Origin of the sequence: Baekduia soli (assembly GCF_007970665.1) — a bacterium.
Taxonomy (GTDB): Bacteria; Actinomycetota; Thermoleophilia; order Solirubrobacterales; family Solirubrobacteraceae; genus Baekduia; species Baekduia soli.
Map to the genome: position 1 here is coordinate 4,892,995 of NZ_CP042430.1, position 25,803 is coordinate 4,918,797.

The 25,803-nt window shown below is 72.3% G+C and carries 22 protein-coding genes; 4 read left to right on the top strand and 18 right to left on the bottom strand.

Annotation, left to right across the window (positions count from 1 at the left end):
- Window positions 1–34: 34 nt before the first annotated feature.
- The 13 genes from rpoC to FSW04_RS23880 form a co-directional block, all read right to left on the bottom strand.
- Complete coding sequence (gene rpoC / locus FSW04_RS23820; RefSeq protein WP_146922808.1) at window positions 35–4,309, bottom strand: DNA-directed RNA polymerase subunit beta'; 4,275 nt, start codon at window positions 4,307–4,309, stop codon at window positions 35–37.
- 104 nt (window positions 4,310–4,413) lie between these two features.
- Window positions 4,414–8,079: a DNA-directed RNA polymerase subunit beta gene (gene rpoB / locus FSW04_RS23825; RefSeq protein ID WP_146922811.1), complete on the bottom strand. Its 3,666-nt coding sequence runs from the start codon at window positions 8,077–8,079 to the stop codon at window positions 4,414–4,416.
- 275 nt (window positions 8,080–8,354) lie between these two features.
- Window positions 8,355–9,218, bottom strand: a complete 864-nt coding sequence (locus tag FSW04_RS23830; RefSeq protein ID WP_146922812.1) for a TerC family protein — start codon at window positions 9,216–9,218, stop codon at window positions 8,355–8,357.
- Window positions 9,219–9,556: 338 nt separating this feature from the next.
- Window positions 9,557–9,937, bottom strand: coding sequence for a 50S ribosomal protein L7/L12 (gene rplL / locus FSW04_RS23835; protein ID WP_146922814.1), 381 nt, complete (start codon window positions 9,935–9,937; stop codon window positions 9,557–9,559).
- 6 nt (window positions 9,938–9,943) lie between these two features.
- Entirely contained in the window at window positions 9,944–10,663 is a 720-nt protein-coding gene (gene rplJ / locus FSW04_RS23840) for a 50S ribosomal protein L10 (protein WP_146922816.1), read from the bottom strand.
- Window positions 10,664–10,737: 74 nt separating this feature from the next.
- Window positions 10,738–11,481, bottom strand: a complete 744-nt coding sequence (gene rplA, locus FSW04_RS23845) for a 50S ribosomal protein L1 (protein ID WP_146922818.1) — start codon at window positions 11,479–11,481, stop codon at window positions 10,738–10,740.
- Between the two features lies 1 nt (window position 11,482).
- Window positions 11,483–11,905: a 50S ribosomal protein L11 gene (gene rplK, locus FSW04_RS23850; protein WP_146922820.1), complete on the bottom strand. Its 423-nt coding sequence runs from the start codon at window positions 11,903–11,905 to the stop codon at window positions 11,483–11,485.
- A gap of 11 nt (window positions 11,906–11,916) precedes the next feature.
- A complete protein-coding gene (gene nusG / locus FSW04_RS23855) occupies window positions 11,917–12,438 on the bottom strand; it encodes a transcription termination/antitermination protein NusG (RefSeq protein ID WP_028075794.1) in 522 nt (173 codons plus the stop codon).
- Between the two features lie 34 nt (window positions 12,439–12,472).
- Window positions 12,473–12,952, bottom strand: a complete 480-nt coding sequence (gene secE / locus FSW04_RS23860; RefSeq protein WP_146922822.1) for a preprotein translocase subunit SecE — start codon at window positions 12,950–12,952, stop codon at window positions 12,473–12,475.
- A 21-nt stretch (window positions 12,953–12,973) separates the two neighbouring features.
- Entirely contained in the window at window positions 12,974–13,123 is a 150-nt protein-coding gene (rpmG, locus tag FSW04_RS23865; RefSeq protein ID WP_146923977.1) for a 50S ribosomal protein L33, read from the bottom strand.
- 230 nt (window positions 13,124–13,353) lie between these two features.
- Entirely contained in the window at window positions 13,354–14,229 is an 876-nt protein-coding gene (locus FSW04_RS23870; protein ID WP_146922824.1) for a transglutaminase family protein, read from the bottom strand.
- Window positions 14,226–15,188: an alpha-E domain-containing protein gene (locus tag FSW04_RS23875; protein WP_146922826.1), complete on the bottom strand. Its 963-nt coding sequence runs from the start codon at window positions 15,186–15,188 to the stop codon at window positions 14,226–14,228. Before FSW04_RS23875 ends, FSW04_RS23870 begins: the two co-directional genes overlap by 4 nt.
- Window positions 15,188–16,867 (bottom strand): circularly permuted type 2 ATP-grasp protein, encoded by a 1,680-nt coding sequence (locus FSW04_RS23880; protein WP_228430709.1) that lies wholly within the window; start codon window positions 16,865–16,867, stop codon window positions 15,188–15,190. Before FSW04_RS23880 ends, FSW04_RS23875 begins: the two co-directional genes overlap by 1 nt.
- A 106-nt stretch (window positions 16,868–16,973) precedes the next feature.
- Here FSW04_RS23880 and FSW04_RS23885 point away from each other — a divergent pair, with 106 nt between their 5' ends.
- Genes FSW04_RS23885 through FSW04_RS23895 form a run of 3 tightly spaced genes read left to right on the top strand, consistent with a single transcriptional unit; the run spans window position 16,974 to window position 18,513 of the window.
- Window positions 16,974–17,690, top strand: coding sequence for a type 1 glutamine amidotransferase (locus FSW04_RS23885; protein WP_146922830.1), 717 nt, complete (start codon window positions 16,974–16,976; stop codon window positions 17,688–17,690).
- A gap of 5 nt (window positions 17,691–17,695) precedes the next feature.
- Complete coding sequence (locus FSW04_RS23890; protein ID WP_228430711.1) at window positions 17,696–18,157, top strand: phage holin family protein; 462 nt, start codon at window positions 17,696–17,698, stop codon at window positions 18,155–18,157.
- A complete protein-coding gene (locus FSW04_RS23895) occupies window positions 18,154–18,513 on the top strand; it encodes a DUF3618 domain-containing protein (RefSeq protein WP_146922834.1) in 360 nt (119 codons plus the stop codon). Before FSW04_RS23890 ends, FSW04_RS23895 begins: the two co-directional genes overlap by 4 nt.
- A gap of 40 nt (window positions 18,514–18,553) precedes the next feature.
- Here the strand turns inward: FSW04_RS23895 and FSW04_RS23900 are convergent, their stop codons facing one another.
- Window positions 18,554–20,017: a phospholipase D-like domain-containing protein gene (locus tag FSW04_RS23900; protein ID WP_146922836.1), complete on the bottom strand. Its 1,464-nt coding sequence runs from the start codon at window positions 20,015–20,017 to the stop codon at window positions 18,554–18,556.
- Between the two features lie 80 nt (window positions 20,018–20,097).
- On the opposite strand from FSW04_RS23900, the gene FSW04_RS23905 reads away from it, so the two are divergent.
- Entirely contained in the window at window positions 20,098–21,288 is a 1,191-nt protein-coding gene (locus FSW04_RS23905; protein ID WP_146922838.1) for a glycosyltransferase family 39 protein, read from the top strand.
- 9 nt (window positions 21,289–21,297) lie between these two features.
- Here FSW04_RS23905 and FSW04_RS23910 read toward each other — a convergent pair whose 3' ends face one another.
- From FSW04_RS23910 to lepB, 4 genes are all read right to left on the bottom strand, one after another.
- Window positions 21,298–21,921, bottom strand: a complete 624-nt coding sequence (locus FSW04_RS23910) for a TetR/AcrR family transcriptional regulator (RefSeq protein ID WP_187369060.1) — start codon at window positions 21,919–21,921, stop codon at window positions 21,298–21,300.
- A complete protein-coding gene (locus FSW04_RS23915; protein ID WP_146922839.1) occupies window positions 21,905–23,494 on the bottom strand; it encodes an FAD-binding protein in 1,590 nt (529 codons plus the stop codon). The genes FSW04_RS23910 and FSW04_RS23915 overlap by 17 nt, the downstream gene beginning before the upstream one ends.
- Window positions 23,478–24,860, bottom strand: coding sequence for a class I adenylate-forming enzyme family protein (locus tag FSW04_RS23920; RefSeq protein ID WP_146922841.1), 1,383 nt, complete (start codon window positions 24,858–24,860; stop codon window positions 23,478–23,480). Before FSW04_RS23920 ends, FSW04_RS23915 begins: the two co-directional genes overlap by 17 nt.
- Before the next feature lie 259 nt (window positions 24,861–25,119).
- On the bottom strand, window positions 25,120–25,755 hold the full coding sequence (gene lepB / locus FSW04_RS23925) for a signal peptidase I (protein WP_146922843.1): 636 nt from the start codon (window positions 25,753–25,755) through the stop codon (window positions 25,120–25,122).
- Window positions 25,756–25,803 lie beyond the last annotated feature (48 nt).

Genomic DNA, 25,803 nt, shown 5'->3' on the forward strand with positions numbered 1-25,803 from the left:
GCCTGGTGCCGCCGGCGCCGGCCGGCGGCGGTGATCAGCCCTCGTCGTCGCCGGGGACGTCGAGCTCGGCGAGCTCGTCGGCGAAGCCGGTGTCCCCGCCCGCGCCGATGTCCTCGAGCTGGGCCAGATCCTGGTCGAATCCGGCGCCGAAGCCGCCGAGGCCGTCGCCGTCGCCGAGCCCGAGCTCGGCCGCGATCTCGTCCTGGTCGAGCAGGCCGACCTCGTCCATGGCGCGCGGCAGCGGCTCGGACGGCTCGATCTCGATCCGCCGGTAGCGCTTGAGCCCCGTGGCGGCCGGGATCAGCTTGCCGATGATCACGTTCTCCTTGAGGCCGTTGAGGGTGTCCTTCTTGCCCTCCAGCGCCGCGTCGGTGAGGACCTTCGTCGTCTCCTGGAAGGAGGCGGCCGACAGGAACGAGTCCGTGTTCAGCGAGGCCTTGGTGATCCCGAGGATGATCTCCTCGAACTGGGCCGTCTCGCCCTTGCTCTTCTTGACGTCCGCGTTGATCCGCGCGAAGTCGTAGCGGTCGACGAACTGCCCCGGGAGGTAGTTCGTGTCGCCCTTCTGGTCCACGCGGACCTTCTTGAGCATCTGCCGGACGATGATCTCGATGTGCTTGTCGTTGATGTCCACGCCCTGGGACTTGTAGACCTCCTGCACCTCCTTGACGAGGTACACCTCGGTCTCGGTCCGGCCGCGGAGCTTGAGCAGGTCGTGCGGGTAGAGCGAGCCCTCGTTGAGCTGCGTGCCCGCCGGCACCCGCTGGCCCTGCTCGACGAGCAGGCGCGTCCGGCGCGGGAACGTGTAGCGGTGCTCCTCGCCGGCGTCGTCGGTCACGACGACGGTGCGGGCCTTGTCGGTCTCCTCCAGCGCGATCACGCCGTCCTGCTCGGCGATCTGCGCCAGGCCCTTGGGCTTGCGCGCCTCGAACAGCTCGACGACGCGCGGCAGGCCGTGCGTGATGTCCGCGCCGGCGACGCCGCCGGTGTGGAACGTGCGCATGGTCAGCTGCGTGCCCGGCTCGCCGATGGACTGCGCGGCGATGATGCCGACCGCGTCGCCGATCTGCGCGAGCTTGCCCGTGGCCATCGAGCGGCCGTAGCACGCCTGGCACACGCCGCTGGTGGCCTCGCACTTGAGCACGGAGCGGACCGGCACCATCGGGCGCCCGCCCTTCTCGTGCTCGTCGCGGTAGTGCTCGACGATGGCCGCCACCTCGGCGCGGTCCATCTCCTTGCCCTTGTGGGCCAGCGCCCTCTCGCCCTTGCCGCCGATGTCGGCGGGCGCGACGCGCCCGACGAGGTTGTCGTTGGGCTCACCGGCCGCGTCGAACACGGGGAGCTCGATGCCCTCCGTCGTGCCGCAGTCCAGCTCGCGGATGATGACGTCCTGCGACACGTCCACCAGGCGCCGGGTCAGGTACCCGGAGTCGGCGGTGCGCAGGGCGGTGTCGGCCAGGCCCTTGCGGGCACCGTGCGTCGAGATGAAGTACTCGAGGACCGTCAGGCCTTCCATGAAGTTGGCCTTGATCGGGCGCTCGATGATCTCGCCCTTCGGGTTGGCCATCAGGCCGCGCATGCCGGCGAGCTGACGGATCTGGGAGATCGAGCCTCGGGCCCCGGAGTTGGCCATCATGAAGATGGGGTTCAGGGGGTCGAAGTGCTCCTGCATCGAGTCGGCGACCTCGTCGGTGCAGTCGGTCCACTTCTCGACGACGAGCTCGTGGCGCTCCTCCTGCGTGATCAGGCCCATGTCGTACTGGTCCTGGATCTCGGCGACCTCGCCCTCGTACTTCGCCAGGATCTCGCCCTTCTGGGGCGGGATCACGACGTCGTTCTTGGACACGGTGATGCCGGCCAGCGTCGCGTAGTGGAACCCGAGGTCCTTGAACGCGTCGAGCACCAGGGCGATGCCCGAGGCGCCGTAGCGCTGGACCAGCGCGTCGACCAGCTTGACGGTGTCCTTCTTGCGCATCGCCTGGTTGACGAAGTCGTAGGTCTCGACGTCGAAGTCGTCCCCGAGGGCCTCGGCCAGCGCGCGCTCGATCTTGTCGTTGTAGATGATCCGTCCGACCGTGGTCAGGATGTGACCGCCCGCGCGGCCCAGCTGGCGGAACTCCGCCAGGTCGTGCAGGCCCACGATCTTGTTGTCGTAGGAGAGCTCGGCCTCCTGGGCGGTGCGGAACACCTTCGGGCGCGGCTCGTTGGCCGGCCAGTCGCCCGAGGTCAGCAGCGCCTGCTTGTCCGACAGCTCGGCCGCGTCGGGGCCGTGCGTCAGGTAGAAGGTGCCGAGGACCATGTCCTGCGTCGGCGTGGCCAGCGGGGCGCCGTGGGCCGGCGACAGGATGTTGTTCGACGACAGCATGAGGATGCGGGCCTCGGCCTGCGCCTCGGCGCTGAGCGGGAGGTGGACCGCCATCTGGTCGCCGTCGAAGTCCGCGTTGAACGCGGAGCACACGAGCGGGTGGACCTGGATGGCCTTGCCCTCGACGAGCACCGGCTCGAACGCCTGGATCCCCAGGCGATGCAGCGTCGGCGCGCGGTTGAGGAGCACCGGGTGCTCGTGGATGACCTGCTCGAGGACGTCCCACACCTCGGGGATCATCGAGTCGACCATCTTCTTGGCGGCCTTGATGTTCTGCGCGGCCTTGCGCTCGACGAGCTGGGCCATGATGAACGGCTTGAACAGCTCGAGGGCCATGAGCTTGGGCAGCCCGCACTGGTGCAGGCGCAGGGACGGACCCGACACGATCACCGATCGGCCGGAGTAGTCCACGCGCTTGCCGAGCAGGTTCTGGCGGAACCGGCCCTGCTTGCCCTTGAGCATGTCCGAGAGCGACTTGAGCGGGCGGTTGCCCGGGCCCGTGACGGGCCGGCCGCGGCGGCCGTTGTCGAACAGCGCGTCGACGGCCTCCTGGAGCATGCGCTTCTCGTTGTTGACGATGATCTCCGGCGCGCCGAGGTCGAGCAGCCGCTTGAGGCGGTTGTTGCGGTTGATGACGCGGCGGTAGAGGTCGTTCAGGTCGGAGGTCGCGAAGCGGCCGCCGTCGAGCTGGACCATCGGGCGCAGCTCCGGCGGGATGACCGGCACGGCCTCGAGCACCATGTGCTCGGGCTTGTTGTCGGAGTGCAGGAAGGCCGAGAGGACCTTCAGGCGCTTGACCGCGCGGGCCTGCTTCTGGCCCTTGCCGTTCTTGACCTGGTCCTCGAGGTCCTCGCGCTCGTGCTCGAGCACGATGCCCGGCTGGTCCTGCGGGGCGAGGTCGTCGCCCGGCTGGCGGTCGGCGTCGGTGTCGCGCGGAGGCGCGAGGCGGTCGTACTCCTGCTTGTCGGTCAGCAGCGTGCGGATGTGCTCCGCGCCCATGCCGCCGCCGAAGTACTCGCCGAAGCCGAACGGCGACCCGAAGCGGTGCTTGAGCTCACGGAAGAACGTCTCGTCGGCGATGATCGTCTTCGGGCGGAACTCGTCCTTCTCGGCCGGCCGGTCGACGTAGGTGTTCAGCGGCCAGTCCTGGCCCTCCTGCGGCGGCTCGTCGGACGGCTCGTCCTTGTTGGAGAAGAGCTTCCAGACGTCCTTGAGGCGCTCGCGGGCGTCCTCGTAGTAGGCCTGGGTGTCGTCGATGTCGGACGCGAACGTCTTCTGGATCTCCTTGACGAGCTTCTCGCGCTCGTCGTCGGAGAGCTTCTTGACGTTGATGTCCAGCGAGTCGGCCCAGAGGTGGTCCTCGTCGCCGAAGCCGTCCTGCTCACCCGAGGTCAGGTAGGCGATCCGCGCCTCGCGCGAGGTGCGCAGCTCCTCGACGCGCTCGGTCTCCTCCCCGCGCAGGCGGGTGAGCTCCTCCTGCATCTCCTCCTCGAGCTTGGGCAGGTCGCGCCAGCGCGCCTCCTGGTCCACCCACGTCACGATGGACGCGGCGAAGTACAGGATCTTCTCGAGCTCCTTGGGCGCCATGTCCAGCAGGTAGCCGATGCGGCTCGGGACGCCCTTGAAGAACCAGATGTGGCTGACGGGGGCCGCCAGGTCGATGTGGCCCATGCGCTCACGACGCACCTTGGATCGCGTGACCTCGACGCCGCAGCGCTCGCAGACGATGCCCTTGTAGCGGACGCGCTTGTACTTGCCGCAGTAGCACTCCCAGTCCTTGGTGGGACCGAAGATGCGCTCGCAGAAGAGGCCGTCCTTCTCCGGCTTGAGCGTGCGGTAGTTGATGGTCTCCGGCTTGGTGACCTCGCCCGAGGACCACCCGCGGATCTGCTTGGAGGACGCCAGTCCGATCTCGATGGCGTCGAAGTTGTTGATGTCGATCATGTGATCTCTTCTCGTCTTGCGGGGTGGTCCTACCTACGAGCGCCGGTTGCGGCGCGGCCGCGGGAACGAGGTTCCCGCCCGTGATGCGAGCCCCTGGGCGAGCATCACGCCTCGTCTTCGACCGGCGCGTCCTCCGCGCCCGCCGTGGCGAGATCGCCCAGGTCGATGTCGGCCTCGAGGTCGATGCCGTCGACGACCTCGCCGTCGGTCTCGGCCTCGGCTTCGGCTTCGGCCTCGGGCTCCTCGGCGACGGCATCGGTGTCGTCGGTGCCCTCCACGGCCTCGTCGGCGGCCGGTCCGTCGACCTGGCGGACGCCGGACAGGTCGATGCCCAGCTCCTCGGCGGCGCGCAGCAGGTCGTCGTCCTCGTCGGCCATCTCGGCCCGCTGGCCCTCCTCGGAGACGACGTTGACGTCGAGCGCCAGCGACTGCATCTCCTTGAGGAGCACCTTGAACGACTCGGGGATGCTCGGCTCGGCGATGTTCTCGCCCTTGACGATGGCCTCGTAGGCCTTGACGCGCCCGACGGTGTCGTCGGACTTGATCGTCAGCATCTCCTGCAGCGTGTACGCGGCGCCGTAGGCCTCCAGGGCCCAGACCTCCATCTCGCCGAAGCGCTGGCCGCCGAACTGCGCCTTGCCGCCCAGCGGCTGCTGGGTGACGAGCGAGTACGGGCCGGTCGAGCGGGCGTGGATCTTGTCGTCGACCAGGTGCAGCAGCTTCAGGATGTACATGTAGCCGACGGTGACCGTCTCCTCGAACGGCTCGCCGGTGCGGCCGTTGAAGAGCTGGAACTTGCCCGTCGCCTGCGTGCCGACCACGCGGTTGCGGTCGACGTCCATCTTGATCTTGCCGCCGGCCCTGGTGTGGTCCTCCTGCCAGCGGGCGAGGGCCTCGTCGACGTCGGCGACCGAGGCGCCGTCGAAGACCGGCGTCGCGGTGTAGACGCGATCGCCGTGCTTGAAGCCCTTCTCGTCGTCGTACCAGCCCTGCGCGGCGGCCCACCCGAGGTGGGTCTCCAGGATCTGGCCGACGTTCATCCGGCTCGGCACGCCGAGCGGGTTGAGGATGACGTCGACGGGCGTGCCGTCCTCGAGGAACGGCATGTCCTGCTCGTCGACGATCTTCGAGATGACGCCCTTGTTGCCGTGGCGGCCGGCGAGCTTGTCGCCCTCGGAGATCTTGCGCTTCTTGGCCACGAACACGCGCACGAGGTCGTTGACCCCGGGCGGCAGGTCGTCGCCGTTCTCGCGCGAGAACGTCATGACGTCGATGACGACGCCGCCCTCGCCGTGCGGCACCTTGAGCGAGGTGTCGCGGACCTCGCGCGCCTTCTCCTTGAAGATCGCGCGGATCAGCTTCTCCTCGGCCGTCAGCTCGGTCTCGCCCTTCGGCGTGACCTTGCCGACCAGCAGGTCGCCCGAACCGACCTCGGCGCCGATGCGCACGATGCCGCGGTCGTCGAGGTTGCGCAGCGACTCCTCCGAGCGGTTGGGGATGTCGCGGGTGATCTCCTCGTCGCCCAGCTTGGTCGTGCGGGCGTCGATCTCGTACTCCTCGATGTGGATCGAGGTGAGCTCGTCGTCCTTGACCAGGCGCTTGGAGAGGATGATCGCGTCCTCGAAGTTGTAGCCCTCCCAGGACATGAAGGCGACCATCAGGTTCTTGCCCAGCGCCATCTCGCCGCTGTCGGACGCGGACCCGTCGGCCAGCAGCTCGCCCTTGTCCACCTTCTGGCCGGTCGTGATGAGCGGCTTCTGGTGGATGAGCGTGCCCTGGTTGGAGCGCGAGAACTTCTGGAGCTCGTACTCGTCACGGCCCTCGGCGTGCTCGACGACGATCTGCTCGGCGTCGACGTAGGCCACGGTCCCGGCGTTGCGGGCCAGGATGAGGTCGCCGGTGTCCAGCGCCGCGCGGCTCTCCATGCCCGTGCCGACCAGCGGGGCGTCGGTCTTGAGCAGCGGCACCGCCTGGCGCTGCATGTTGGAGCCCATGAGGGCGCGGTTGGCGTCGTCGTGCTCGAGGAACGGGATCATCGCCGTGGCGACGGACCAGATCTGCTCGGGCGAGACGTCCATGAGGTCGACGTCCTTGGGCGCGACCGTCACGTACTGGCCGGCCTGCGTACGGCAGAGGACCTCGGGGCCGACGAGCTTGCCGCCCTTGACCGGGTGGTTGGCCTGCGCGATGAGGAGGGGCTCCTCCTGCGTCGCGTCGTAGTGCACGATCTCGTCGGTCAGCGCGCCGTCCTTGACGATCCGGTACGGCGTCGTCACGAAGCCGTGCTCGGAGACCTGCGCGTAGCTCGACAGCGAGCCGATGAGGCCGATGTTCGGGCCCTCCGGCGTCTCGATCGGGCACATGCGGCCGTAGTGCGTCGGGTGGACGTCGCGGACCTCGATGGGCGCGCGCTCGCGGGTCAGGCCGCCGGCGCCCAGCGCCGACAGGCGGCGGCGGTGCGTCAGGCCCGAGAGCGAGTTCGTCTGGTCCATGAACTGCGAGAGCTGCGAGGAGCCGAAGAACTCCTTCAGCGCTGCCACGACCGGGCGGATGTTGACGATCGTCTGCGGGGTGATCGTGTCCTCGTCCTCGGTGGTCAGGCGCTCGCGGACCACCCGCTCCATCCGGTAGAGGCCGATGCGGAAGGCCTCCTGGATGAGCTCGCCCACCGTGCGCAGGCGCCGGTTGCCGAAGTGCTCGTACTCGTCGAGGCGGTCGGCGATGGGCTCGCGCGGCAGCGCGACGGCCTCCGCGGCGTAGTCCTTGATCTCCACCTCGCCGTCCTCGGGGATGCCGAGGAGCTTGGGCAGGGAGATGAGCTCCTTGACCAGCGCGTGGATGTCGTCGTGCGTGAGGGTGCGGGTCTCGAGGTCGATGTCGAGGCCCAGGCGCGCGTTGAGCTTGTAGCGGCCGACGCGCGTCAGGTCGTAGCGCTTGGGGTCGAAGAAGAGCTGGTTGAGCAGCGCGTAGGCGGCGTCCACCGACGGCGGCTCGCCCGGGCGCTGCTTCTTGAAGAGCTCGATGAGCGCGCCCTTCTTCGTCTTCGTCGCCTCGGGATCGCCCTCGATCGTGTTGCGGATGTAGAGCGAGTTCTCGAAGAGCTCGGTCAGCTCGCGGTCGAGCCGCTCGATGTCCTCGTGGCTCTCCTCGACGTCGGCGTCGGTCTCGGGGTTGTAGGCCATGGCCCGCAGCAGCACGGTGACCGGCAGCTTGCGCTTGCGGTCGATGCGGACGAAGACCTTGCCCTTCTTGTCGACCTCCATCTCCAGCCACGAGCCGCGGGCCGGCATCAGGTTGGCCGTGAAGACCTGCTTCTCCCGGTCCTTGGCCTCCATGATGTAGGCGCCCGGGGAACGGACCAGCTGCGTGACGACGACGCGCTCGGTGCCGTTGATGATGAAGGTGCCGCGCTCGGTCATCCACGGGAAGTCACCCATGAAGACGGACTGCTCGCGGATCTCGCCGGTCTCGTGGTTGATGAACGCGACCGTGACGGTCAGCGGACGCGAGTAGGTCAGGTCCTTCTCACGGCACTCGGCGATCGTGTTCGGCGGGTCGTCGAAGACGAACTCGCCGAAGTTGACGGCGAGGTGACCGGTGTAGTCCTCGATCGGGGAGATGTCGTCGATGGTCTCGCGCAGTCCCCCGGTCTCGGGGTCCACGAGCCACTCGAACGAGCGGCGCTGGATATCGATGAGGTTCGGGACGTCGAGAACCTTCTCCAGACGCGCGAAGCTGCGGCGCGTCCGGGGGGCGTCGAGGGCAGGCACTACGGCGACTCCTCGGGGGTCGAGGCGGGCAAACAGAGGGAGGCGTTTCGCACGGTGGCGCGAAGGCGCGACCTGTCAATCTAGCACAGGCCGAAGCGGACCCCCTCAGGGGCGGTCGACGCTCACGGACCCCGCCCCGGCGTCCGCGTATGTGGCGCGGAACGCATGCATCGGGCGGCTGCGACTATCGGTCGACGCGCGGCAGTGTAGCGGTGGACGTCGGCCTGCGCCAGCAGGGCGGGCCGGCACGTCCGCCGCCCGGCCCGCGCGCCCCCTCAGGCGGCCGAGGGCTCGGCCTGCGCCAGGCGGCGGTCGCGCACCAGCGAGGCCACGACGCCCGTGCCGAGCACGAGGGCGATCGCCGGGAGGCTGATCTCGGGCCCGAGCTTGCCGAAGGCCTCGCCGGCGGCCATCTTGATCCCGATGAGCACGAGCAGCGCCGCCAGGGCGGTCTTGAGGTAATAGAGGCGCTGGACCAGGTCGGCGACCAGGAAGAACAGCGGCGCGAGGCCCAGGAGGGCGAACGCGTTGGCGGCGAACACGATGAACGGGTCGTCGGTGATCGCCAGGATCGAAGGCACCGAGTCGATCGCGAACACGATGTCGGCGATCACCAGCGCCGCGAGCGCGGCGACCTCCACGCGGCCCGACAGCCGCGCCTTGAGCTTGTCGACGAAGGCCGTCTCCCCCGCGCTGTCGTGGCGGTGCTGGAACATCCGCCAGCCCGTCCAGATCAGCAGGGCGGCGAAGATGTAGGCGATCCAGCTCGCGTGGTGCAGGGCCGTGGCGCCGACGGCGATGAACACGCCGCGCAGGACGAGGGCGGCGACGATGCCCCAGGTCAGCAGGCGGTGGCGCTGGGCCTCGGGGATGCCGAAGCTCGTGAGGATGAGCAGGAAGACGAAGACGTTGTCGAGCGAGAGCGACTTCTCGACGAGGTAGCCGGCGAAGTAGAGGCCGAACTCGCGGCCGCCCATGGCCATGAGCATGACGGCGCCGAAGCCGAGGGCGACGACCACCCAGCCGAGGCTCTGCAGCGTCGCGGTGCGCACGCTCATGCCGCCGCGCTCGCGCCGGGCGAGCCACAGGTCGAAGGCCAGGAGCACGGCGAGCGCGCCGATGAGGGCGATCCACTTCATGGGGAGGGTCCTTTCGCGGGTGACAGGCGCTCCGCCGGTGCGGGGCGCGGGACTCGCGAAGGTTTGACCGCCCGCTGGGGGCCGCGCACACCGGGCGGCCGTGGCCGCCGTGCTGACGAATGTGCGCCGTCGGGCTACTTCCCTTCGACGTGCCGGAGGCTAGCACGTGCTTGTGCGCCACCGCGACGCGTGCTCACGCCACCGGCGCCCCTGGGCGCGGGAGCGCCGATGGAGCGCAATGTCCCGGCGCGCGCCGAACACGAGCGCCCGAAGAACGACGAAGGGCGCCCCGAGGGCGCCCTTCGCACAACCGGCGGCCGAATGCGGCCGCCTGCGAGCTACTTGAGCTCGACGGAGGCGCCGGCCTCCTCGAGCTCCTGCTTGAGCTTGTCGGCCTCGTCGCGCTCCAGGCCCTCCTTGACGGGCTTGGGGGCCTCGTCGACGAGCGCCTTGGCCTCCTTGAGGCCCAGGCCTGTCGCGGCCCGCACGACCTTGATGACCTGGATCTTCTTGTCGCCGGCGGCGGTGATGACGACGTCGACCGTCGAGGACTCCTCCTCGGCGGCGCCGCCCGCGTCACCCGCGGCGGCGGGGGCCGCGGCGGCCACGGCCGTCGCCGACACGCCGAACTCCTCCTCGAGCGCCTTGATGCGCTCGGAGAGCTCGAGCACGGAGATGCCCTTGAGCTCCTCGATCCACTCTGCGGTGCTGGTAGCCATGTTTCCTCAGTCCTCCTGGGTCTCGGTGGTGTCGTCGGAGCCCTCGGCAGGCTCCTCCGAAGACGCAGCAGGCTCGGGGGCCTCCGCATCCTGATCAGTGGTGGTGGTGTCCTCGGCGGGCGCCTCGGCGGCGTCCGCCTCGGGTGCCGCCTCGGCGGCGGGCTCGGGTGCTGCGGACTCGGTCCCGCCCGCCCCGATCTCCCCGCTCTCCTTCTTCTCCAGCACGCCGCCCAGGGCGATCGCCAGACCGGACACGAGGCCGTTGAGGCTCCGGGCCAGGCCGGTGATCGGCGAGGCGACGATCCCGACGAGCTGCCCGTAGAGCACCTGGCGGGTCGGCAGCTTGGAGATGGCGGTGATCTGGTCGGCGTCGAGCGCGGCCCCGTTGAGCAGGCCGCCCTTGAACGCCAGCAGGTCGCCGCCGGCGACGCGCTGGTAGTCGGCGATGACCTTGGCCGACGCCGCGGCGTCGCCGCGCACGAACGTCAGCGCGGTCGGGCCCTCGAGCAGCGCCTTCAGCGCTGCCGCGTCCGCCTTGTCGGCTGCCCGCTCGGTCAGCGTGTTCTTGACGACGCGGAACGTCGCGTCGCTCTCACGCAGCCGGGCACGCAGATCGCCGATCTGGGCGACGGTGATGCCTCGGTAGTCGACGGCGAAGACCGCCTCCGACCCCTGGATCTGCTCGGCGATCTCGGCGACCGCCGCTGCTTTCTGTTCCCTGTTCACAGGCCTCCTCTGCCGGGCTTGCCACGGATCCGCGTCCGTGTGCCGGCGGTCTCAGGACGGCTCGGGGGTGTGGGCTAGGCGGCTGCGGCGGCTGCCGCGGCCTCCGTGGAGCCCTCCCCGAGAATGTCGCGGATGCGGGACGGGTCGACCTTGATGCCCGGGCCCATCGTCGAGGCGATGGTGACCGTGCGCAGGTAGCGACCCTTGGCCGCCGAGGGCTTCGCGCGGATGAGCTCCTCGATCACGGCGGCGTAGTTCTCGAGCAGCTGCTGCTCGTCGAAGGAGGTCTTGCCGATGTTGAGGTGGACGATCGCGGTGCGGTCGGTGCGGTACTCGACCTTGCCGGACTTCGACTCCTCGACCGCCTTGGCGACGTCCATGGTGACCGTGCCGACCTTCGGGTTGGGCATCTTGCCCTGCGGGCCGAGGATGCGGCCCAGGCGGCCGACGACGGGCATCATGTCCGGCGTCGCGATGGCGACGTCGAAGTCGGTGAAGCCCTCCTCGATGCGCTTGGCGAGATCGTCGGCGCCGACGACGTCGGCCCCGGCCTCCTCGGCCTCGCGCGCCTTGTCGCCCTTGGCGAACACGGCGATCTTGACGTCCTTGCCCAGGCCGTTGGGCAGCGCGATGGTGCCCCGCAGCTGCTCGTCGGCGTGGCGGACGTTCAGGCCCGTGCGCACGTGCACCTCGACGGACTCGTCGAACTTCGCGCGCTTGAGCTGCTTGACGAGCTTGATGGCCTCGACGGGCTGGTACTCGTGCTCACGGTCGACCTGGGCCTTGACCGCGACGTAGTTCTTGCCGTGCTTTGCCATGTCAGACGACCTCCACACCCATGCTGCGGGCGGTGCCCGCGATGATCTTGCTGGCCTGCTCGACGTCGTTGGCGTTGAGGTCGTCCAGCTTCTTCTCCGCGATCGCGCGGATCTGGTCCTTCGTGATCTTGCCGACCTTGGTGCGATGCGGCTCGCCGGAGCCCTTCTCCAGGCCGATGGCCTGCTTGATGAGCACCGCGGCGGGGGGCGTCTTGGTGACGAACGTGAACGAACGGTCCTCGAAGACCGTGATCACGACCGGGATCACCGTGCCGGAGTCCTGCTGGGTCTGGGCGTTGAACGCCTTGCAGAACTCCATGATGTTGATGCCGTGCTGACCGAGCGCGGGACCGACCGGCGGAGCCGGGCTGGCCTGGCCGCCGACGGCCTGGAGCTTGATCTGGGTGAGGACCTTCTTCGCCATGCGGAAACCTTCTAGATCTTCTTGACCTGGTCGAAGCCCACCTCGACGGGCGTCTCTCGACCGAAAATGGATACCAGCACCTTGAGCTTCTGCGCGTCCTGGTTGATCTCCGAGATCTCCCCGGAGAAGTCCGACAGCGGGCCCGAGATCACCTTGACGGACTCGCCGATCGAGAACTGCGCCTTCGTGGCGACCTTCTGCGCGACCTCGCGGTGCAGCAGGCGGTCGACCTCGGGCTGGGTGAGCGGGACGGGCTCGTTGGAGGCGCCGACGAAGCCGGTGACGCCAGGCGTGCCCTTGACGAGCTGCCACGAGTCCTCGTTGAGATCCATGTTGACCAGCACGTAGCCGGGCATGGTCCGCTTCTCCTGCGAGACCTTCTGCCCGTCCTTCATCTCCGACACGGTCTCGGTCGGGACCACCACCGAGCGGATCGCGCGGCGCTGCCCGAGGGAGCTCGCGCGGTGCTCGAGGTTGGACTTGACCTTGTTCTCGTGTCCGGAATAGGTGTTGACGACGTACCAGCGATACATGGAGGCAGTTTTCTGACGGAGGGGCGGGGCGGGGCTAGAGGACGAGGTCGACGACCTTGCGGGCCAGCCAGTCGGCCACCCCGAGGTACGCGCCCGCGATGATCACGAAGCCGATGACCACGCCGGTGGCCTGGAAGACCTGACGCCGGTCGGGCCACTGCACGCGCTGCAGCTCGGCCCAGCACGCCCCGAGGAAGCCGATGAACCGCGGGCCGCCGCGAGGCCGGGCCGGCGATCGCGCACCGCGTGCGGCGATCTGGCGGTCCTCGTCGTCGACGTCGCCGTCGTCGTCGAGGTCGCCGACCGACGCCGTCGCCGCGCGCTCGAGCTCGGCGTCGTCGGTCTCGGTGTCGGGCTCTCCGCCGGCGCCGCTGACGAGCGCCGCCTCGAACCCCTCGACCTCGCCGGAGGCGTGGTCGAGCTCGCCCGGGACGTTCTCCCGGTGCGGCTCGGTCGGCGCTGGGCCGGAGGGGTTCGACGAGGCGGGCTCGCGCTTGGGTCGGTCAGGGGCCATCGTGGCGCACCTCGGTGAGACCTAGCGGGTCTCCCGATGGCTGGTGTGCGTGCGGCACCACTTGCAGAACTTCCGCAGGGTGATGCGGTCCGGCGTGTTGCGCTTGCTCTTGTTCGTCTGGTAGTTGCGGCGCTTGCAGTCCTCACACGCGAGGGTCACAGCAATGCGCACGTCTCCGCGGGCCATGGGCGGGCTCCCGTCGAGGTGAACGGAAAAAAAGTGGTTCGACCGGCTGTGCTCGGGGCAGAAAAAGGACTCGCCCCGGAGCGAGTCGATCTCGCATGGTAGCGCTCGGGGAACCCTCGCGCGGAGCGCTCGCCTCCCTCAGCACGAGCTCGCCCGGGGGCTCGCTCGCCCGGCGCGTGTTCTCCGTGCCGGTCGCGGTCCCCGTGGGCGCGTTCTCAGGCCCGGGCCGACGTCGCCGGGTCGAGGCGGGTCATGTGGACCGTGGCCTCGAGCTCGGCCCCGGTCTGCCCGCGGTAGACGCCCTTGATCGGGGGCACGTCGCCGTACAGGCGCCCGTGGCCGATCTTGACGTGCGTCCCGCCCGACAGGCGGCGGTTGGTGGGGTCGGCGCCGACCCAGATCGGCTCCCCGCGCCCGCCCGCGCCGGGCATGAGGGCCTCGAGCCAGGCGTGCGTCTGGACCTCGACGGAGTTGTGCGCGCCCTCCTCGGGGGCCGAGAAGAGGTAGCCGCTGACATAGCGGGCCCCGATCCCGTGGCGGCGCAGCAGCACGAGCGCCAGGTGCACGAAGTCCTGGCAGACGCCGGCGCCGGCGCGCAGGAAGTCGTCGACCGTCGAGCCGACGTAGGTCACTCCCGCCCGGTACTCGAAGCGGTCGGGGATGAGCTCGCAGAGCCAGCGCACGGTCGCCAGCGGCGTCCGCGCCCGGGCGATGTCCATGAGCTCGGCCATCGCCTCGTGCCGGGGCTCGACGTCGGCGGGCAGCAGGAACTCCCCGGCCGCCTCGGCGTAGGTGTCGCCCTCGAGGTGGTCCCAGGGTGCCTCGGGCGGCTCGGGCGGGTCGGAGGTCACGACGCGGGCGCGCACGTCGATCGTCATGTGGTCGTGGGGCCGCGCGACGCCGAACTCGAGCACCTCCGTGCCGAAGTAGTCGACGTGGCGGTGGATGCGGGCCTCGGGGTCCAGGCGCACGTGGAACTCGTCGCAGCGCTGCGACGACGTCGTGGCCGGGCGCACGCGCAGCGCGTTGAGGTTGTCGGTGACCGGCGACGCGTAGCGGTAGGACGTGAGGTAGTGGATGTCGTAGTTCATGCGACGACGGTGCCGGCCGCGGCCGCGGCCCCGGCGAAGTAGCGCTCGGCGATGTCGGTGTCCACGAGGGCGAGCTCCTGCTGGACGAGCTCGCACGCCTCGGCCAGGTTGCCATCCTCGGCGGCGGCACGGCCGCGGAACTCGAGGTCGGCGGCCAGGCGGCTCAGCCGCAGCACCGGCTCGGAGGACCGCGGGGAGACGTCGACGTCCTGCAGGGCGTGGTGCACGGCGTCCACGGAGGCCGCCACGGAGTCGGGGTAGGCGCGCTCGTAGAGCAGGAAGCGGGTCACCGGGCCGGCGTTGGCGGGCGCCGGCACCGCGCGGCGGAACGCCTGGAAGCCGCCGACGGCCTGCAGCAGCGCCAGCGCCTGGCCGTCGCGCACGCCGTCGATGCCCACGCCCTCCGTGCCCGCCGCGGGCATCGCGACGCGCAGCATGCGCAGGACCATGTCGGCCGACTCGATCCGGCCGCCGGCGACGAGGAACGCGCGCGCCTCGTCGCGCAGCATCGTGCGGCTCGTCAACCCCCAGAACAGCGCGCTGCGCTCCTTGACGTACTGGAACACGCTGTAGGGGCCCATCTGCAGCCGGCCCTCAAGGTCGCCCGCCGACCGCGCCAGGTGGGTCGTGTTGACCGCCTCCCACATCTCGGCCGAGACGACGTCGCGCATCGTTCGGGCGCCCTCGCGCGCCCGGGAGACGCAGGCGATGACCGAGGCCGGCTCGCTGCGGTCCAGCGTCATCCGGTTGAGCACCTCGGAGCGGCGCACGGGCCGGCCGCCGGCGTCGGCGCCCATGATCGCCATGATCGACCCCCAGCCCAGGCGCACGCCGGCGGGGTCGTCGGGGCGGCCCTGGAGGCTGGCCTGGAAGACGCCGTCGAGCATGCGCGCCGTGTGCTCGGCGCGCGCGACGTTGCGGCCCAGCCAGAAGAGCTCCTGGGCGATGCGCGACAGCATCAGGCCTCCGGCACCGGGTCCAGGCCGCGCAGGGCGCGGCTGCGGGCGTGGGCGTCGGCGGGCTGGGACTGCTGCTGTTGCTGCTGCTGGCCCTGCCACTCGCCGCCGTAGCGCAGGCCGGGCATCGTGGTGGGCACGACCTGGTGCAGGCCGGTCTCGGGCTCGGCGCCGTCCGGGCCGTCCTCCTCCAGGACCCACGTGTCCTTCGAGCCGCCGCCGCGCGAGGAGTTGACGATCATCGACCCCTCGGTGAGGGCCACACGGGTCAGCCCGCCGGGGACGATGCGGATCGTCTCGCCGAAGACGGCGAACGGGCGCAGGTCGACGTGGCGCGGGGCCAGCGTGCCGTCGGGCATCGCCGTCGGCACCGTCGAGAGCTGGACGAGCTCCTGGGCGATCCAGCGCTCGGGCCGGGCGCGGATGACGTCGGCGAGACCGTCGAGGGCGGCCTTGTCGGTCTGGGGGCCGATGAACACGCCCTTGCCGCCCGACTCCCCCGTCGGCTTGAAGACGAGCTCCGAGCGCCGGGCCAGGGCGGCCTCGCGGATGTCGGGGTCGGCGAGCAGGTAGGTGTGGACGTTGGCGAGGATCGGCTCCTCGGAGAGGTAGAACCGGATCATGTCCGGGACGTAGTGGTAGATCGCCTTGTCGTCGGCCACGCCCGTGCCCAGGGCGTTGGCGATCGCGACGGTGCCCGCGCGGTAGGCCCGCACGAGGCCGGGGACGCCGAGCAGCGAGTCGGGCCGGAACTCGAGCGGGTCGACGAAGTCGTCGTCCAGGTGCCGGTACACGGCGTGCACGCGCCGCAGCCCGGCCGTCGTGCGCATGTACAGGACGTCGTCGCGCACCACGAGGTCGGAGGCCTCGACCAGCTCGACGCCCATCTGGCGGGCCAGGAACGCGTGCTCGAAGTAGGCCGAGTTCATGGGCCCCGGGGTCCAGACGACGACCGTGGCCTCGTCCTCGGCGCTGGGGGCCACCGAGCGCAGCGCCCCCAGCAGGAGCTGCGGGTAGTGGTCGACGGGGCGCACGCGGTGATGGCGGAAGAGCTGGGGCACGAGCCGCGTCATCGCGACGCGGTTCTCCAGGACGTAGGAGATCCCCGACGGCGTGCGGACGTTGTCCTCCAGCACGCGCCAGGACCCGTCGGCGTCGCGGACGAGGTCGCAGCCGGCGACGTGGCAGTACACGCCGCCGGGCGGCCGCACGCCGTGGGCGGCCCGCGCGAAGTGCGAGCGCGACACGATGAGCCGCCACGGCACGAGGCCCGCCCGGACGATCTCGCGCTCGTGGTAGACGTCATCGATGAAGCGGTTCAGCGCCCGGATGCGCTGGGCCAGGCCGCGCTTGATGCCGTCCCACTCCGAGGCGGGCAGGATCCGGGGCACGAGGTCGAGCGGGAACGGGCGGTCGCGCACGGGCCCGTCCTCGCCGCTGGCGTCGAACGTGATCCCCTGCTGCATGAAGATCGCGTCGCGGCGGCGACCTGCGCCCGCCAGCGCCTCGGGGCCGAGCCGGTGGAGCTCGGCCGCCAGGTGGGCGGCGTGCCCGCGCGGGACGCCGTGCGGCCCGAAGATCTCGTCGAAGGAGCCCTCGGGCGGCTCGTAGCCCGGCGCATCGTCGGTCAGCAGGGAGTCGGACAGGGGGCTGATCCTGGAGCCCGGCGGGACGACGTGCAAGAGATGGCGGTCGGAATCGCGGGGCTCGTGTCTGTACGCGTGGTCGGGGCGGGCGGGTGACGGGTCGTGGGTAGCATGGCGCCGTGCCCGGCCGGCCCCGCGCCCGATGAGCGCCGCCCCGCCCGCGCTCGTGCTCCAGCACGACCTCGACGCCCCGGCCGCGCTGCTGGCCGACTGGGCCGCCGACCGCGGCGTGGCCATCGAGGTCGTCCTCGCCGGCGCGCCGCTGCCCGACCCGCGCGACCGCCCGTTCGTCGTGGCCCTGGGCTCCGACGCCGGCGCCCACGACGACGCCGTCCCGTGGCTGGCCGCCGAGCGCGCCCTGCTGGACCGGGCACTGGCGGCCGGGGTCCCGGTGCTCGGGATCTGCTTCGGCGCCCAGCACCTGGCCCGGGCGCTCGGCGCCACGGTCGCGCCGGCCACCCGCCCCGAGGTCGGCTGGCTGGACCTCGAGAGCGCCGATCCCGATCGGGTGCCGCCCGGGCCGTGGATGCAGTGGCACCGCGACGCGTTCGGGCTGCCGCCGGGCGCCGAGCTGCTGGCCGGCACCGCGGCGGCGACGCAGGCCTTCGGCCTGGGCCCGCACCTCGGTGTGCAGTTCCACCCCGAGGCCACGGCCGAGGTCGTCGCGGGCTGGGTGCGCGGCGATCCCGGCGGCCTGGCCGCCGCGGGCACGAGCGCCGCGGAGGTGCTGGCGGGCGGCCGGCGCCACGCGGCCGACGCCCGCCGTCGCGCGTGGCGGCTGTTCGACGGCTTCGCCGCCGTGGCCCGGACCGCGCGGGAGTGCGGCCGGGCGCGCTCGGGTAGCTCCACGGGCACATGACCGAGATGACCACCCCACCCGCGACGGCCCCCGGCGGCCGCGTCGACCCGCGCGCCCGGCCGACGGGCGAGCTGGTCAAGGACCTGTCGACCCAGGTCTCGACCCTCGTGCGCCAGGAGCTCGAGCTCGCCAAGGTCGAGCTGACCGAGAAGGGCCGCCAGGCCGGCGTCGGCGCCGGGCTGTTCGGCGGCGCCGGGGTCTTCGCGCTCTACGGCGCCGGCGCGCTGACCGCGGCCGCCGTCCTGGCCCTGGCCACCGCCGTGGCCGGCTGGCTGGCGGCCGTCATCGTCGGCGTCGCCTGGCTCGCCGTCGCCGGCGCGCTGGCGCTCGCCGGCAGGGCCCGCACGAAGCGCGCGGTGCCGCCGGTGCCCGAGCAGGCCGTCGAGACGGTCAAGGAGGACGTGCGCTTCACCAAGGAGCACGTCGCCCGGTCCCGCCAGGCCCACCGCCAGGAGGCCGCCCGATGACCGACACCCGCACCTCCGACCAGATCCGCCGCGACATCGAGCACACCCGCTCCGAGCTGGCCGAGACGGCCGCGGCACTGGCCGACAAGGCCGACGTCAAGGCGCGTGCCCACGAGAGGCTCGACGAGACGAAGGCCCGGATCACGGGCCGCGTCGGCATCGCGCGGGCCAGGGTCGCCGGCACCGCGGGCGAGGCGCGCGGCAAGGCCGTGGAGGCCACGCCGGCCTCCGTGGCCGGCGGCGCACAGGACGTGGCGGGCGCCTTGCAGACCAAGGTGCGCGCCAACCCGGTCCCGGTCGCGCTGGCCCTCGGGCTCGCGTTCGGCGTGTTCTTCGGCCGCCGCCGCGGGGCCTGAGGAGCCGCGGGGCGGCGGCGCCGCCCCGCAGCCCGCCCGCTCAGCCGTCGTCGACGAGCTCCTGCAGCGGCCCGAGCAGGCGCCGCGAGCGCCGTGAGACCCCGGGCAGCGCGATGAGTCGGTGGCTCGCGCGCTGCCCCGCCTCGCGCCGGCGCAACTGCTCCATCGCGGTCGGGCGCCAGTGGCGGTCGACGACCTGCGCGGGGTCGACGCCCTCCAGGGCCGCGGGCTCCAGCTCGAGGTGCTCGGACCACAGGCGCACGCGCGTGGCCTCGATCAGGCGCGCGTCGTCGGTGACCATGTTCATCTCGGTGTCGTTGAACAGCGAGTGGCTGTTGAGGTTGGCCGACCCGATCGTCATCCACCGGTCGTCGACGATGCCGACCTTGGCGTGGACGTAGAGCGGGTCGTCGCGGTCGCCGGTCCGCGACCGCACCGTCGTGGCCAGGAAGCGCTCGTGCCCGTCGTCGGCGTCGGCGAGCACCGCGAGCTGGCCCTTGGTGTCGTCCTCGCCGTTGTTGGCCCGCGCGGGCAGGAGCACGACGACGCGGAAGTCCGGGCGCGGCGGGCGGCGCAGCTTGGCCGCCAGCAGGTCGACGATCTCCGGCGACCACAGGAACTGGTTCTCGAGGTAGACGAAGCGCCCCGCGTCGCGCAGCGCGCGGCGGTAGACCTCCAGGATCCGGAAGTCGCCGCGCGGGACGCGCTCGTACATGTCCTCGGCGACCGTGCGGACGATCTGCACCGTGCTCGCGTCCCCGTCGGTCAGCGGGGCGGGCACGGCGGGCGCGGGGAGCCGCTCGCCGGTGACCTCGAGCCAGCGCATGGCGAAGTGCGCGGCGACGTCGGCGACGGCCGGGCCCTCCAGCCGCGTGCCGACGTCGTGCCAGCCCAGGCGGCGCCGGGCCTCGTGCGCCGAGGTGTCGAAGCGGTCGCCGGACTGGTCGGTCATGTCGATGCCCCCGACGAACGCGATCTCGTCGTCGATGACGATCGTCTTCTCGTGGTGGCAGTGCACGGGGTGCTCGCGCGGGTCCGCCACGCAGCGGATCGCCGTGTCGCGGACCAGCGTGCGCACCTCGGCGTCGACCTCCTTGCGCGTCGGGTGGAACACGGGCACCGGGGCGCCGGCCCACACGAGCACGCGGACGTCGATGCGCTGCGCGAGCTCGGCCAGCAGCGCGCCGAGGACGACGGGGTCGCCGTCGCGGACGAGCTCGAAGTGCGACGCGACGTGCCACCCGGTGATGTGGACGTGGGACCGCGCGCCGCGCAGCGCCTCCGCGATGCGCGGGAACGCGTTCGCGCCGTCGACCAGGACCTCCACGCGGCAGCCGGGGCGCGGCGCCGGCTCGCCGGCGGCGAACAGGCGCCCGTCGGCCGGCGGGTCCAGGCACCCCGCCCGGCCCAGCCCCCGCAGCCGACGGCGGTGCTGGAGCTTGACCGACGCCTCGATGGCGCGGCCGAGCAGGGCATCGGCGCGGGCGAGGGCGGCGGAGGGCATGGTCCCGTTATGCCCAGCCCCCACCGGCTCCCAACCCACTGCCAACCGAACCCCAACGCGCCCGGTGCGACGCTGGCCCGGTGACCGTCGGCCCCCGCCCGCGCGTGTGGATCCCGGCCGTCGCCGCGGCGGCGCTGGGGGCGCGCGCCCTCGCGGTCGGGCTCACGCCGGGCTACGTCCCACGCCACGACGACCACTCCTACGTGCAGCACGCGCTGGCCCTGGCCGACACGGCGGCCTACCCGCGCTTCAGCGATCACGGCCACGCCGTGGCCACGGCCTACCGGGCGCCGGGGTTCCCCATGCTGCTGGCGCTCGTCGACCGCGTGCTCGGCCCCGGCCTGACGAGCGAGCGCGCGGTCCAGGTCGTCGTCGGCGCCGTCCTCGCGGTGCTCGTCGGCATCGTGGCCCGTGAGCTGTGGGGGCCGCGGACGGCGCTGGCCGCCGCGGCGCTGGCCGCCGTCTCCCCCGTCCTGGTGCTCTTCGGCGCCTCGCTGATCTCCGAGCCGCTGTTCACCGCGCTGATGCTCGGCGCGCTGGCCTGCGCGCTGCACGCGCGCGGGCGGCTGCCGTGGGCCGCCGCCGCCGGGCTGCTGGCCGCGGGCGCGGCGCTGACGCGGCCCGAGGGCCTGGCGGTCGCCGTCGGCGTGGCGCTGTGCGCCGGCGGGCGCCGGGCGGCGGCGGTCGCACTCGTGGCGACCCTGGTCGGCGTGACGCCGTGGACGATCCGCAACGCCGAGGCACTGCACGCGTTCGTGCCCGTGAGCACCGAGACCGGCAACACGCTGGCCGGCACCTACAACGCCGCCTCGCTGCACGACGCCCGCTGGCGCGACCCGCGGCTGTCGGACCTCTACCCGGCCGCCCGCCGCGCGCACCGCGACGACGAGGCCGCGACCGACCGCGCGCTGACCCACGCCGCCCTGCGCTTCGCGGCCGCCCACCCCGCCTACGTGCTGCACGTCGCGGGGGCCAACGCCATGCGCCTCGCGGGCGCGGTGCCCGCGTCGTTCGCGCGCCTGTCGCTGCGCACCGTGTCGCTGCCGGTCGCGCCCGCGGGGCTGCTGCGCGGCGCGCTGCTGATCACCACGCTGCTGGGGCTGGCCGGCGCGGGCACCGCGGCGGCGCGCCGCGCGCCGCCGGGCTGGTGGCTGGCGGGCGCCGTCGTGCTGCTGGCGGCGCTGCTCGTCAACGCCGAGCAGCGCTTCGCGGTCCCGCTGCAGCCGTTCCTGCTCGCCCTCGCCCCGCTGCCGTTCACGCGCGGGACGTGACGCCGCGGCTCACGGCGCGCCGATGGCGTGCAGGACGGTGCCGACGATGAGCTCGGCGTAGGCCTCGGCGACGACCTCGGGCGCGGCGGTGCCGTCGCGGCGGTACCAGCGCGGCAGCCCGTTGACCGCCGAGAAGACGTAGAGGCGCGCCAGCTCGGGGTCGACGCGGGGCTCGGCGCCGACCTCCTGCACCGCGGCGTCGATGAGCTCCTGCACCCGGCGCCCGTACTCGCGGCGCATCTGCGCGGTGTGCTCGCGGCGCGCGCCGGTCAGGTGGATCCAGTCGTTGACGTAGACCCGGGCCCGCTCGATGTTCTCGAGGTACCAGAGGCACCAGCGCCGCGCGAAGTCGCGCAGCCGGTCGACCGCCGGGAGGTCGAGCGCCCAGGTCTCCTCGATGAGCCGGCCGAACTCCTCGTCGCTGCGGTCGAAGATCCGGACGAGGAGGTCCTCCTTGGAGTCGATGTAGTAGTAGAGGCTGCCCTTGAGGACGCCGACCGTCTCGGCGATCTCCTCGATGGAGGCGGCCGCGTAGCCCTTCGCGTCGAAGATGGCGATCGCGTGGTCGTAGATCTCCTCCCGGCGCCGGCGCCGCCGTGGGGTCTCGGGCGCGTCCTCAGGAGCTTCGGGCACCGATGGCCTCCGCCGCCGCCATGCCGGACACCAGCGCCTGTCCGAGCGAGGTCCCGGTGAGGTAGGCGCCGCCGGTGACCAGGCCCGCGGCGGTCGCCCCGCAGGCGTACAGGCCGTCGATCGGCGCCCCGTCGACGTCCAGCACCCGGGCCGACGGATCGCAGACGACCCCGCCCCGGTGCCCGGAGGTGCCGGGGAACAGCTCCATGCAGTAGAAGGGCGGCTCGGAGATCGCCCCCAGCGTCGGGTTGGCTCCGCCGCTCGCCGGCCCGGCGAACGCCCGCCGGTAGGCGCCCTCGCCCCGCCCGAACTCGCGGTCGCGACCGTGGGCCACGTCGGCGTTGAAGCGCCGCACCGTCGCCTCCAGCCCCGCGGGGTCGATCCCGTTGGCCGCCGCCAGGGCGGTGAGGCTCGGGTGGCGCGTGAGGTAGTCGCCGACGGGCACCGACGCCGGCAGCCCGTGGCGCTCCCGGTGGCGCTCGTCGAAGACGAGGTGCATCGGCAGGTTGGGGTGGCTCGCCGTCGAGGCGTCGAACGTGCACCAGCCGCGGGCCAGGTCCTGGAAGAACGTCTCGTCGGCGAAGCGCCGCCCCGCCCGGTTGACCACGATGCAGTGCGACCGCGAGAGCTCCTGGAAGCAGAGCCGGCACAGCGGGTGGTCGCCGTCGCGCTCACCGGGGACGCACACCCCCGGCGTCCAGATCGTCTGGTCCATGAGCGCCAGCCCGGCGCCGAGCGCCGCCGCCATGCGCTGGCCGTCGCCCGTGGCCCCGACCGGGGTCTGCGGATGCGGCGCCGGCGCCGGGACGGCGGCGCGCGTCATCCGCGCGTTCCACTCGAAGCCGCCCGTGCCGAGCAGGACGCCGTGGCGGGCGCGCAGCCGGCGGCGCCCGCCGGGCCCCTCGACCTCGACGCCGGCGACCGACCCGTCCTCGGTCAGCAGCGCACGGGCCCGGGTGTCCAGCTCGTAGGGCGTCGCGTCCTGCAGCACCCGCAGCCAGAGGCTGCCGACCAGGCCGCGGCCGCCGGCCCACGCGTGCTCCTGGGCCGGGAAGTGGACCGACGGCCGGACGAGGAGCAGCTCGGAGACGCGGCGCGCGGCCGCCTCCAGCGCCGCGGACACGACACGCGGCTGGGGCAGCAGGCAGCGGCCGTCGGGCTTGGCGCCGGGGATCTCGAAGTAGTCGGGCAGGCGCGGGTAGCTCATCCAGGCCAGCTCGGTCTCGCGCTCGAGCCACCGGAGGATCGCCGGGAGACGCTGCACGTAGGCGGCGGCGAGCTCGGCGTCGCCGCGGCCGTCCGAGACGCGCCGGAGGTACTCGAGCGCCTCGCCGGCGCTGTCGGCCAGGCCCTTGGCCCGCATCCGGTGGTTGGCCGGCGCCCAGACGACCCCGCCCGACCAGGCCGACGCGCCGCCGACCAGCGCGGCCCGCTCGAGCAGCAGCGGCCGCAGCCCGGCCGCCGCCAGGCCGATCGCCGCCGCCAGGCAGCCGAGGCCGGTGCCGACCAGGATGGCGTCGTACGTCGCGTCCCGGTCCGCCGCCGACGCCGGCCGGTCAGCCCGGATGCGCATCGAGCGCCATCTGCTTGAGGACCGGCTTGGCGATCTTGCCGGCCGACGTCTTGGGCAGCTCGGCCAGGAACTCGACGTACTTCGGCTTCTGGTAGGAGCCGAGGTGGGTGGCGACGGCCGCGGCGATGTCGGCGGCGACCGCCTCGACGCCAGGCTTGAGCACGACGTAGGCCATGACCGACTCGCCCCAGAGCGGGTCCGGCACGCCGACCACCGCCGCCTCGAGCACGGCCGCGTGGCGCTGGATCGCCAGCTCGACCTGGGCGGGGTAGATGTTCTCGCCGCCGGAGATGATCATGTCCTTGGCGCGGCCGACGATGTAGAGGTAGCCGTCGGCGTCGAAGCGGCCGACGTCGCCGGTGCGCAGCCAGCCGTCGCCGAAGGTCGCCTCGGCGGTCAGGTCCGGGCGGCCGAGGTAGCCGACCATCGTCGCCGGCGACTTGGCGATCACCTCGCCGGGCTCGTCGCTGGAGCGGGGGATCACCCGGTCGTCGGCGTCGAGCAGCTCGACCCGGGTCAGCCACGCCTCCCGGCCGCAGGACTGCAGGCGGTGCGCGTTGCGGCCGTTGACCGCGTCGACGTGGTCCTGCGGCGACAGGAACGTGATCGCCAGCTCCTCCGTGCGCCCGTAGCACTGCAGGAGGTCGCAGCCCAGCGCCTCCAGCAGCTCGCGGGTGACGGACTCGGCGGTGGGGCTGCCCCCGTATTGGACGTGGCGCAGGCTGGCCATGCTCGGGCCGCCGCCGGCCAGGACGGCGAGCATGTTCTGGAACATGGTCGGGATGCCCATCGTGGCGGTCACGGCCTCGTCCTCGATCGCCCGGAGCACGAGCCCGGCCTCGAAGTTGGCCATCACCACGGGGCAGCCGTGCGTGAGGTAGTTGATGGCCAGGACCACGGGGCTGTGGAACATCTGCCCCATCAGCAGGAACCTGTCGTCGGGCGTGACCCCCTCGCCGACCGTGTTGTTGGCCATCGCGCCGAGCGCCGTCGCGTGGGTGTGGACCGCGCCCTTGGAGACCCCGGTGGAGCCGCCGGTGTAGACGACGATGAAGGGGTCCGTGCCGCCGGCGCGGCCGAGCCGGGACTCGTCGGCGCCGGCCCCCGCGGCGACCAGGTCCTCGAACGGCGACGGACCTCCCTCGGCGTCCCAGGCGACCCAGTGCTCGCAGGCGACGTCGCGCTGCAGCGCCTGCACCTCGCCGGCGAACTCGGGATCAACGAGGATGGCCCGCGGCGGCGAGGCGTTGAGGATCGTCGCGAGCTCCTGCGGGGAGAGCCGCCAGTTCAGTGCCTGCACGGCGGCCCCGCGCAGCGCGCAGGCGAGGTAGGTCTCCAGATACTCGATGCGGTTGCGCGCGAGCACCGCGACGAAGTCCCGTGGGCGACGCCGCAGCGCGCGTGCAGGCCGGCGCCGAGCGCGATCACCCGGTCGGCGAGCGTGCCGAAGGTGCGCCGCCGGCCCGACGGGTACTCCGTCAGCGCCTCGCGGTCGCGGTCCCGGCGCGCGTGGCGGAGGACGAGCGACGCGACGTTGACGCGCCCGTCGGTCAAGGCCCTCGTGGCGTCGGCCCCCGTGGACATCGGCGCCGACCGTATCAAACGCCGTTTGAAACCTCAGCCGCTCACGGCGAGCCGAGGCGGACCGGCGGCCAGTAGATGGCCAGCGCGCGCCCCACGACCCACGCGTCGGGCACCGGGCCCCAGAAGCGGCTGTCGTCGGAGTTGCCGCGGTTGTCGCCCATGAGGAAGACCGAGCCGCGGGGGATCGTGATCGTGTTGGGGAACTCGCACTGCTGCTCGCCGGGGAAGCAGCGCTGCGCGAACGGCTCCCGCGCCGGGCGCCCGTTGCGGATCACGTGGCCGTCGCGGATCGCGATGCGGTCGCCGCCGACGGCGACCACGCGCTTGATGAAGGCCTGCGACGACGCGCCGGGCGTCGGGCGCGAGCACGGTGTCAGCGATCCCTGTCCCTGCGCGCGGGCCCCGCAGACGGGCGAGCTGGGGTCGGCGCCCTTGGGCGGGTGGAAGACGATGATGTCGCCCACGTGCGGCTCGCCGCCCAGGACCCGGTGCCCGAAGCGGTTGACCAGGACGCGGTCGCCGACCTTCAGCGTGGGCTCCATCGACCCGCTCGGGATGCGGTACGGCTTCAGCGCGTAGGCCTGCAGGCTCAGGGCCAGCGCGATGGCCAGGGCCAGGAGCACCGCGGTCTCCAGCACGGTCTGGGGGCGCGAGCGGCGCCGGCGCGTCGGGCTCATCGCCCTTCATGCTGCCACGCCGGGACCGCGGGGCGGTCCGGTGGCAGG

Excerpts from the sequence above, each read along its gene's own strand:
- rpoC (WP_146922808.1), bottom strand. The coding sequence starts at position 4,309 with ATGATCGACATCAACAACTTCGACGCCATCGAGATCGGACTGGCGTCC.
- FSW04_RS23830 (WP_146922812.1), bottom strand. The coding sequence starts at position 9,218 with ATGAAGTGGATCGCCCTCATCGGCGCGCTCGCCGTGCTCCTGGCCTTC.
- rplL (WP_146922814.1), bottom strand. The coding sequence starts at position 9,937 with ATGGCTACCAGCACCGCAGAGTGGATCGAGGAGCTCAAGGGCATCTCC.
- rplA (WP_146922818.1), bottom strand. The coding sequence starts at position 11,481 with ATGGCAAAGCACGGCAAGAACTACGTCGCGGTCAAGGCCCAGGTCGAC.
- rplK (WP_146922820.1), bottom strand. The coding sequence starts at position 11,905 with ATGGCGAAGAAGGTCCTCACCCAGATCAAGCTCCAGGCCGTCGGCGGC.
- nusG (WP_028075794.1), bottom strand. The coding sequence starts at position 12,438 with ATGTATCGCTGGTACGTCGTCAACACCTATTCCGGACACGAGAACAAG.
- secE (WP_146922822.1), bottom strand. The coding sequence starts at position 12,952 with ATGGCCCCTGACCGACCCAAGCGCGAGCCCGCCTCGTCGAACCCCTCC.
- FSW04_RS23870 (WP_146922824.1), bottom strand. The coding sequence starts at position 14,229 with ATGAACTACGACATCCACTACCTCACGTCCTACCGCTACGCGTCGCCG.
- FSW04_RS23875 (WP_146922826.1), bottom strand. The coding sequence starts at position 15,188 with ATGCTGTCGCGCATCGCCCAGGAGCTCTTCTGGCTGGGCCGCAACGTC.
- FSW04_RS23885 (WP_146922830.1), top strand. The coding sequence starts at position 16,974 with ATGAGCGCCGCCCCGCCCGCGCTCGTGCTCCAGCACGACCTCGACGCC.
- FSW04_RS23890 (WP_228430711.1), top strand. The coding sequence starts at position 17,696 with ATGACCACCCCACCCGCGACGGCCCCCGGCGGCCGCGTCGACCCGCGC.
- FSW04_RS23895 (WP_146922834.1), top strand. The coding sequence starts at position 18,154 with ATGACCGACACCCGCACCTCCGACCAGATCCGCCGCGACATCGAGCAC.
- FSW04_RS23900 (WP_146922836.1), bottom strand. The coding sequence starts at position 20,017 with ATGCCCTCCGCCGCCCTCGCCCGCGCCGATGCCCTGCTCGGCCGCGCC.
- FSW04_RS23915 (WP_146922839.1), bottom strand. The coding sequence starts at position 23,494 with ATGCGCATCCGGGCTGACCGGCCGGCGTCGGCGGCGGACCGGGACGCG.
- lepB (WP_146922843.1), bottom strand. The coding sequence starts at position 25,755 with ATGAGCCCGACGCGCCGGCGCCGCTCGCGCCCCCAGACCGTGCTGGAG.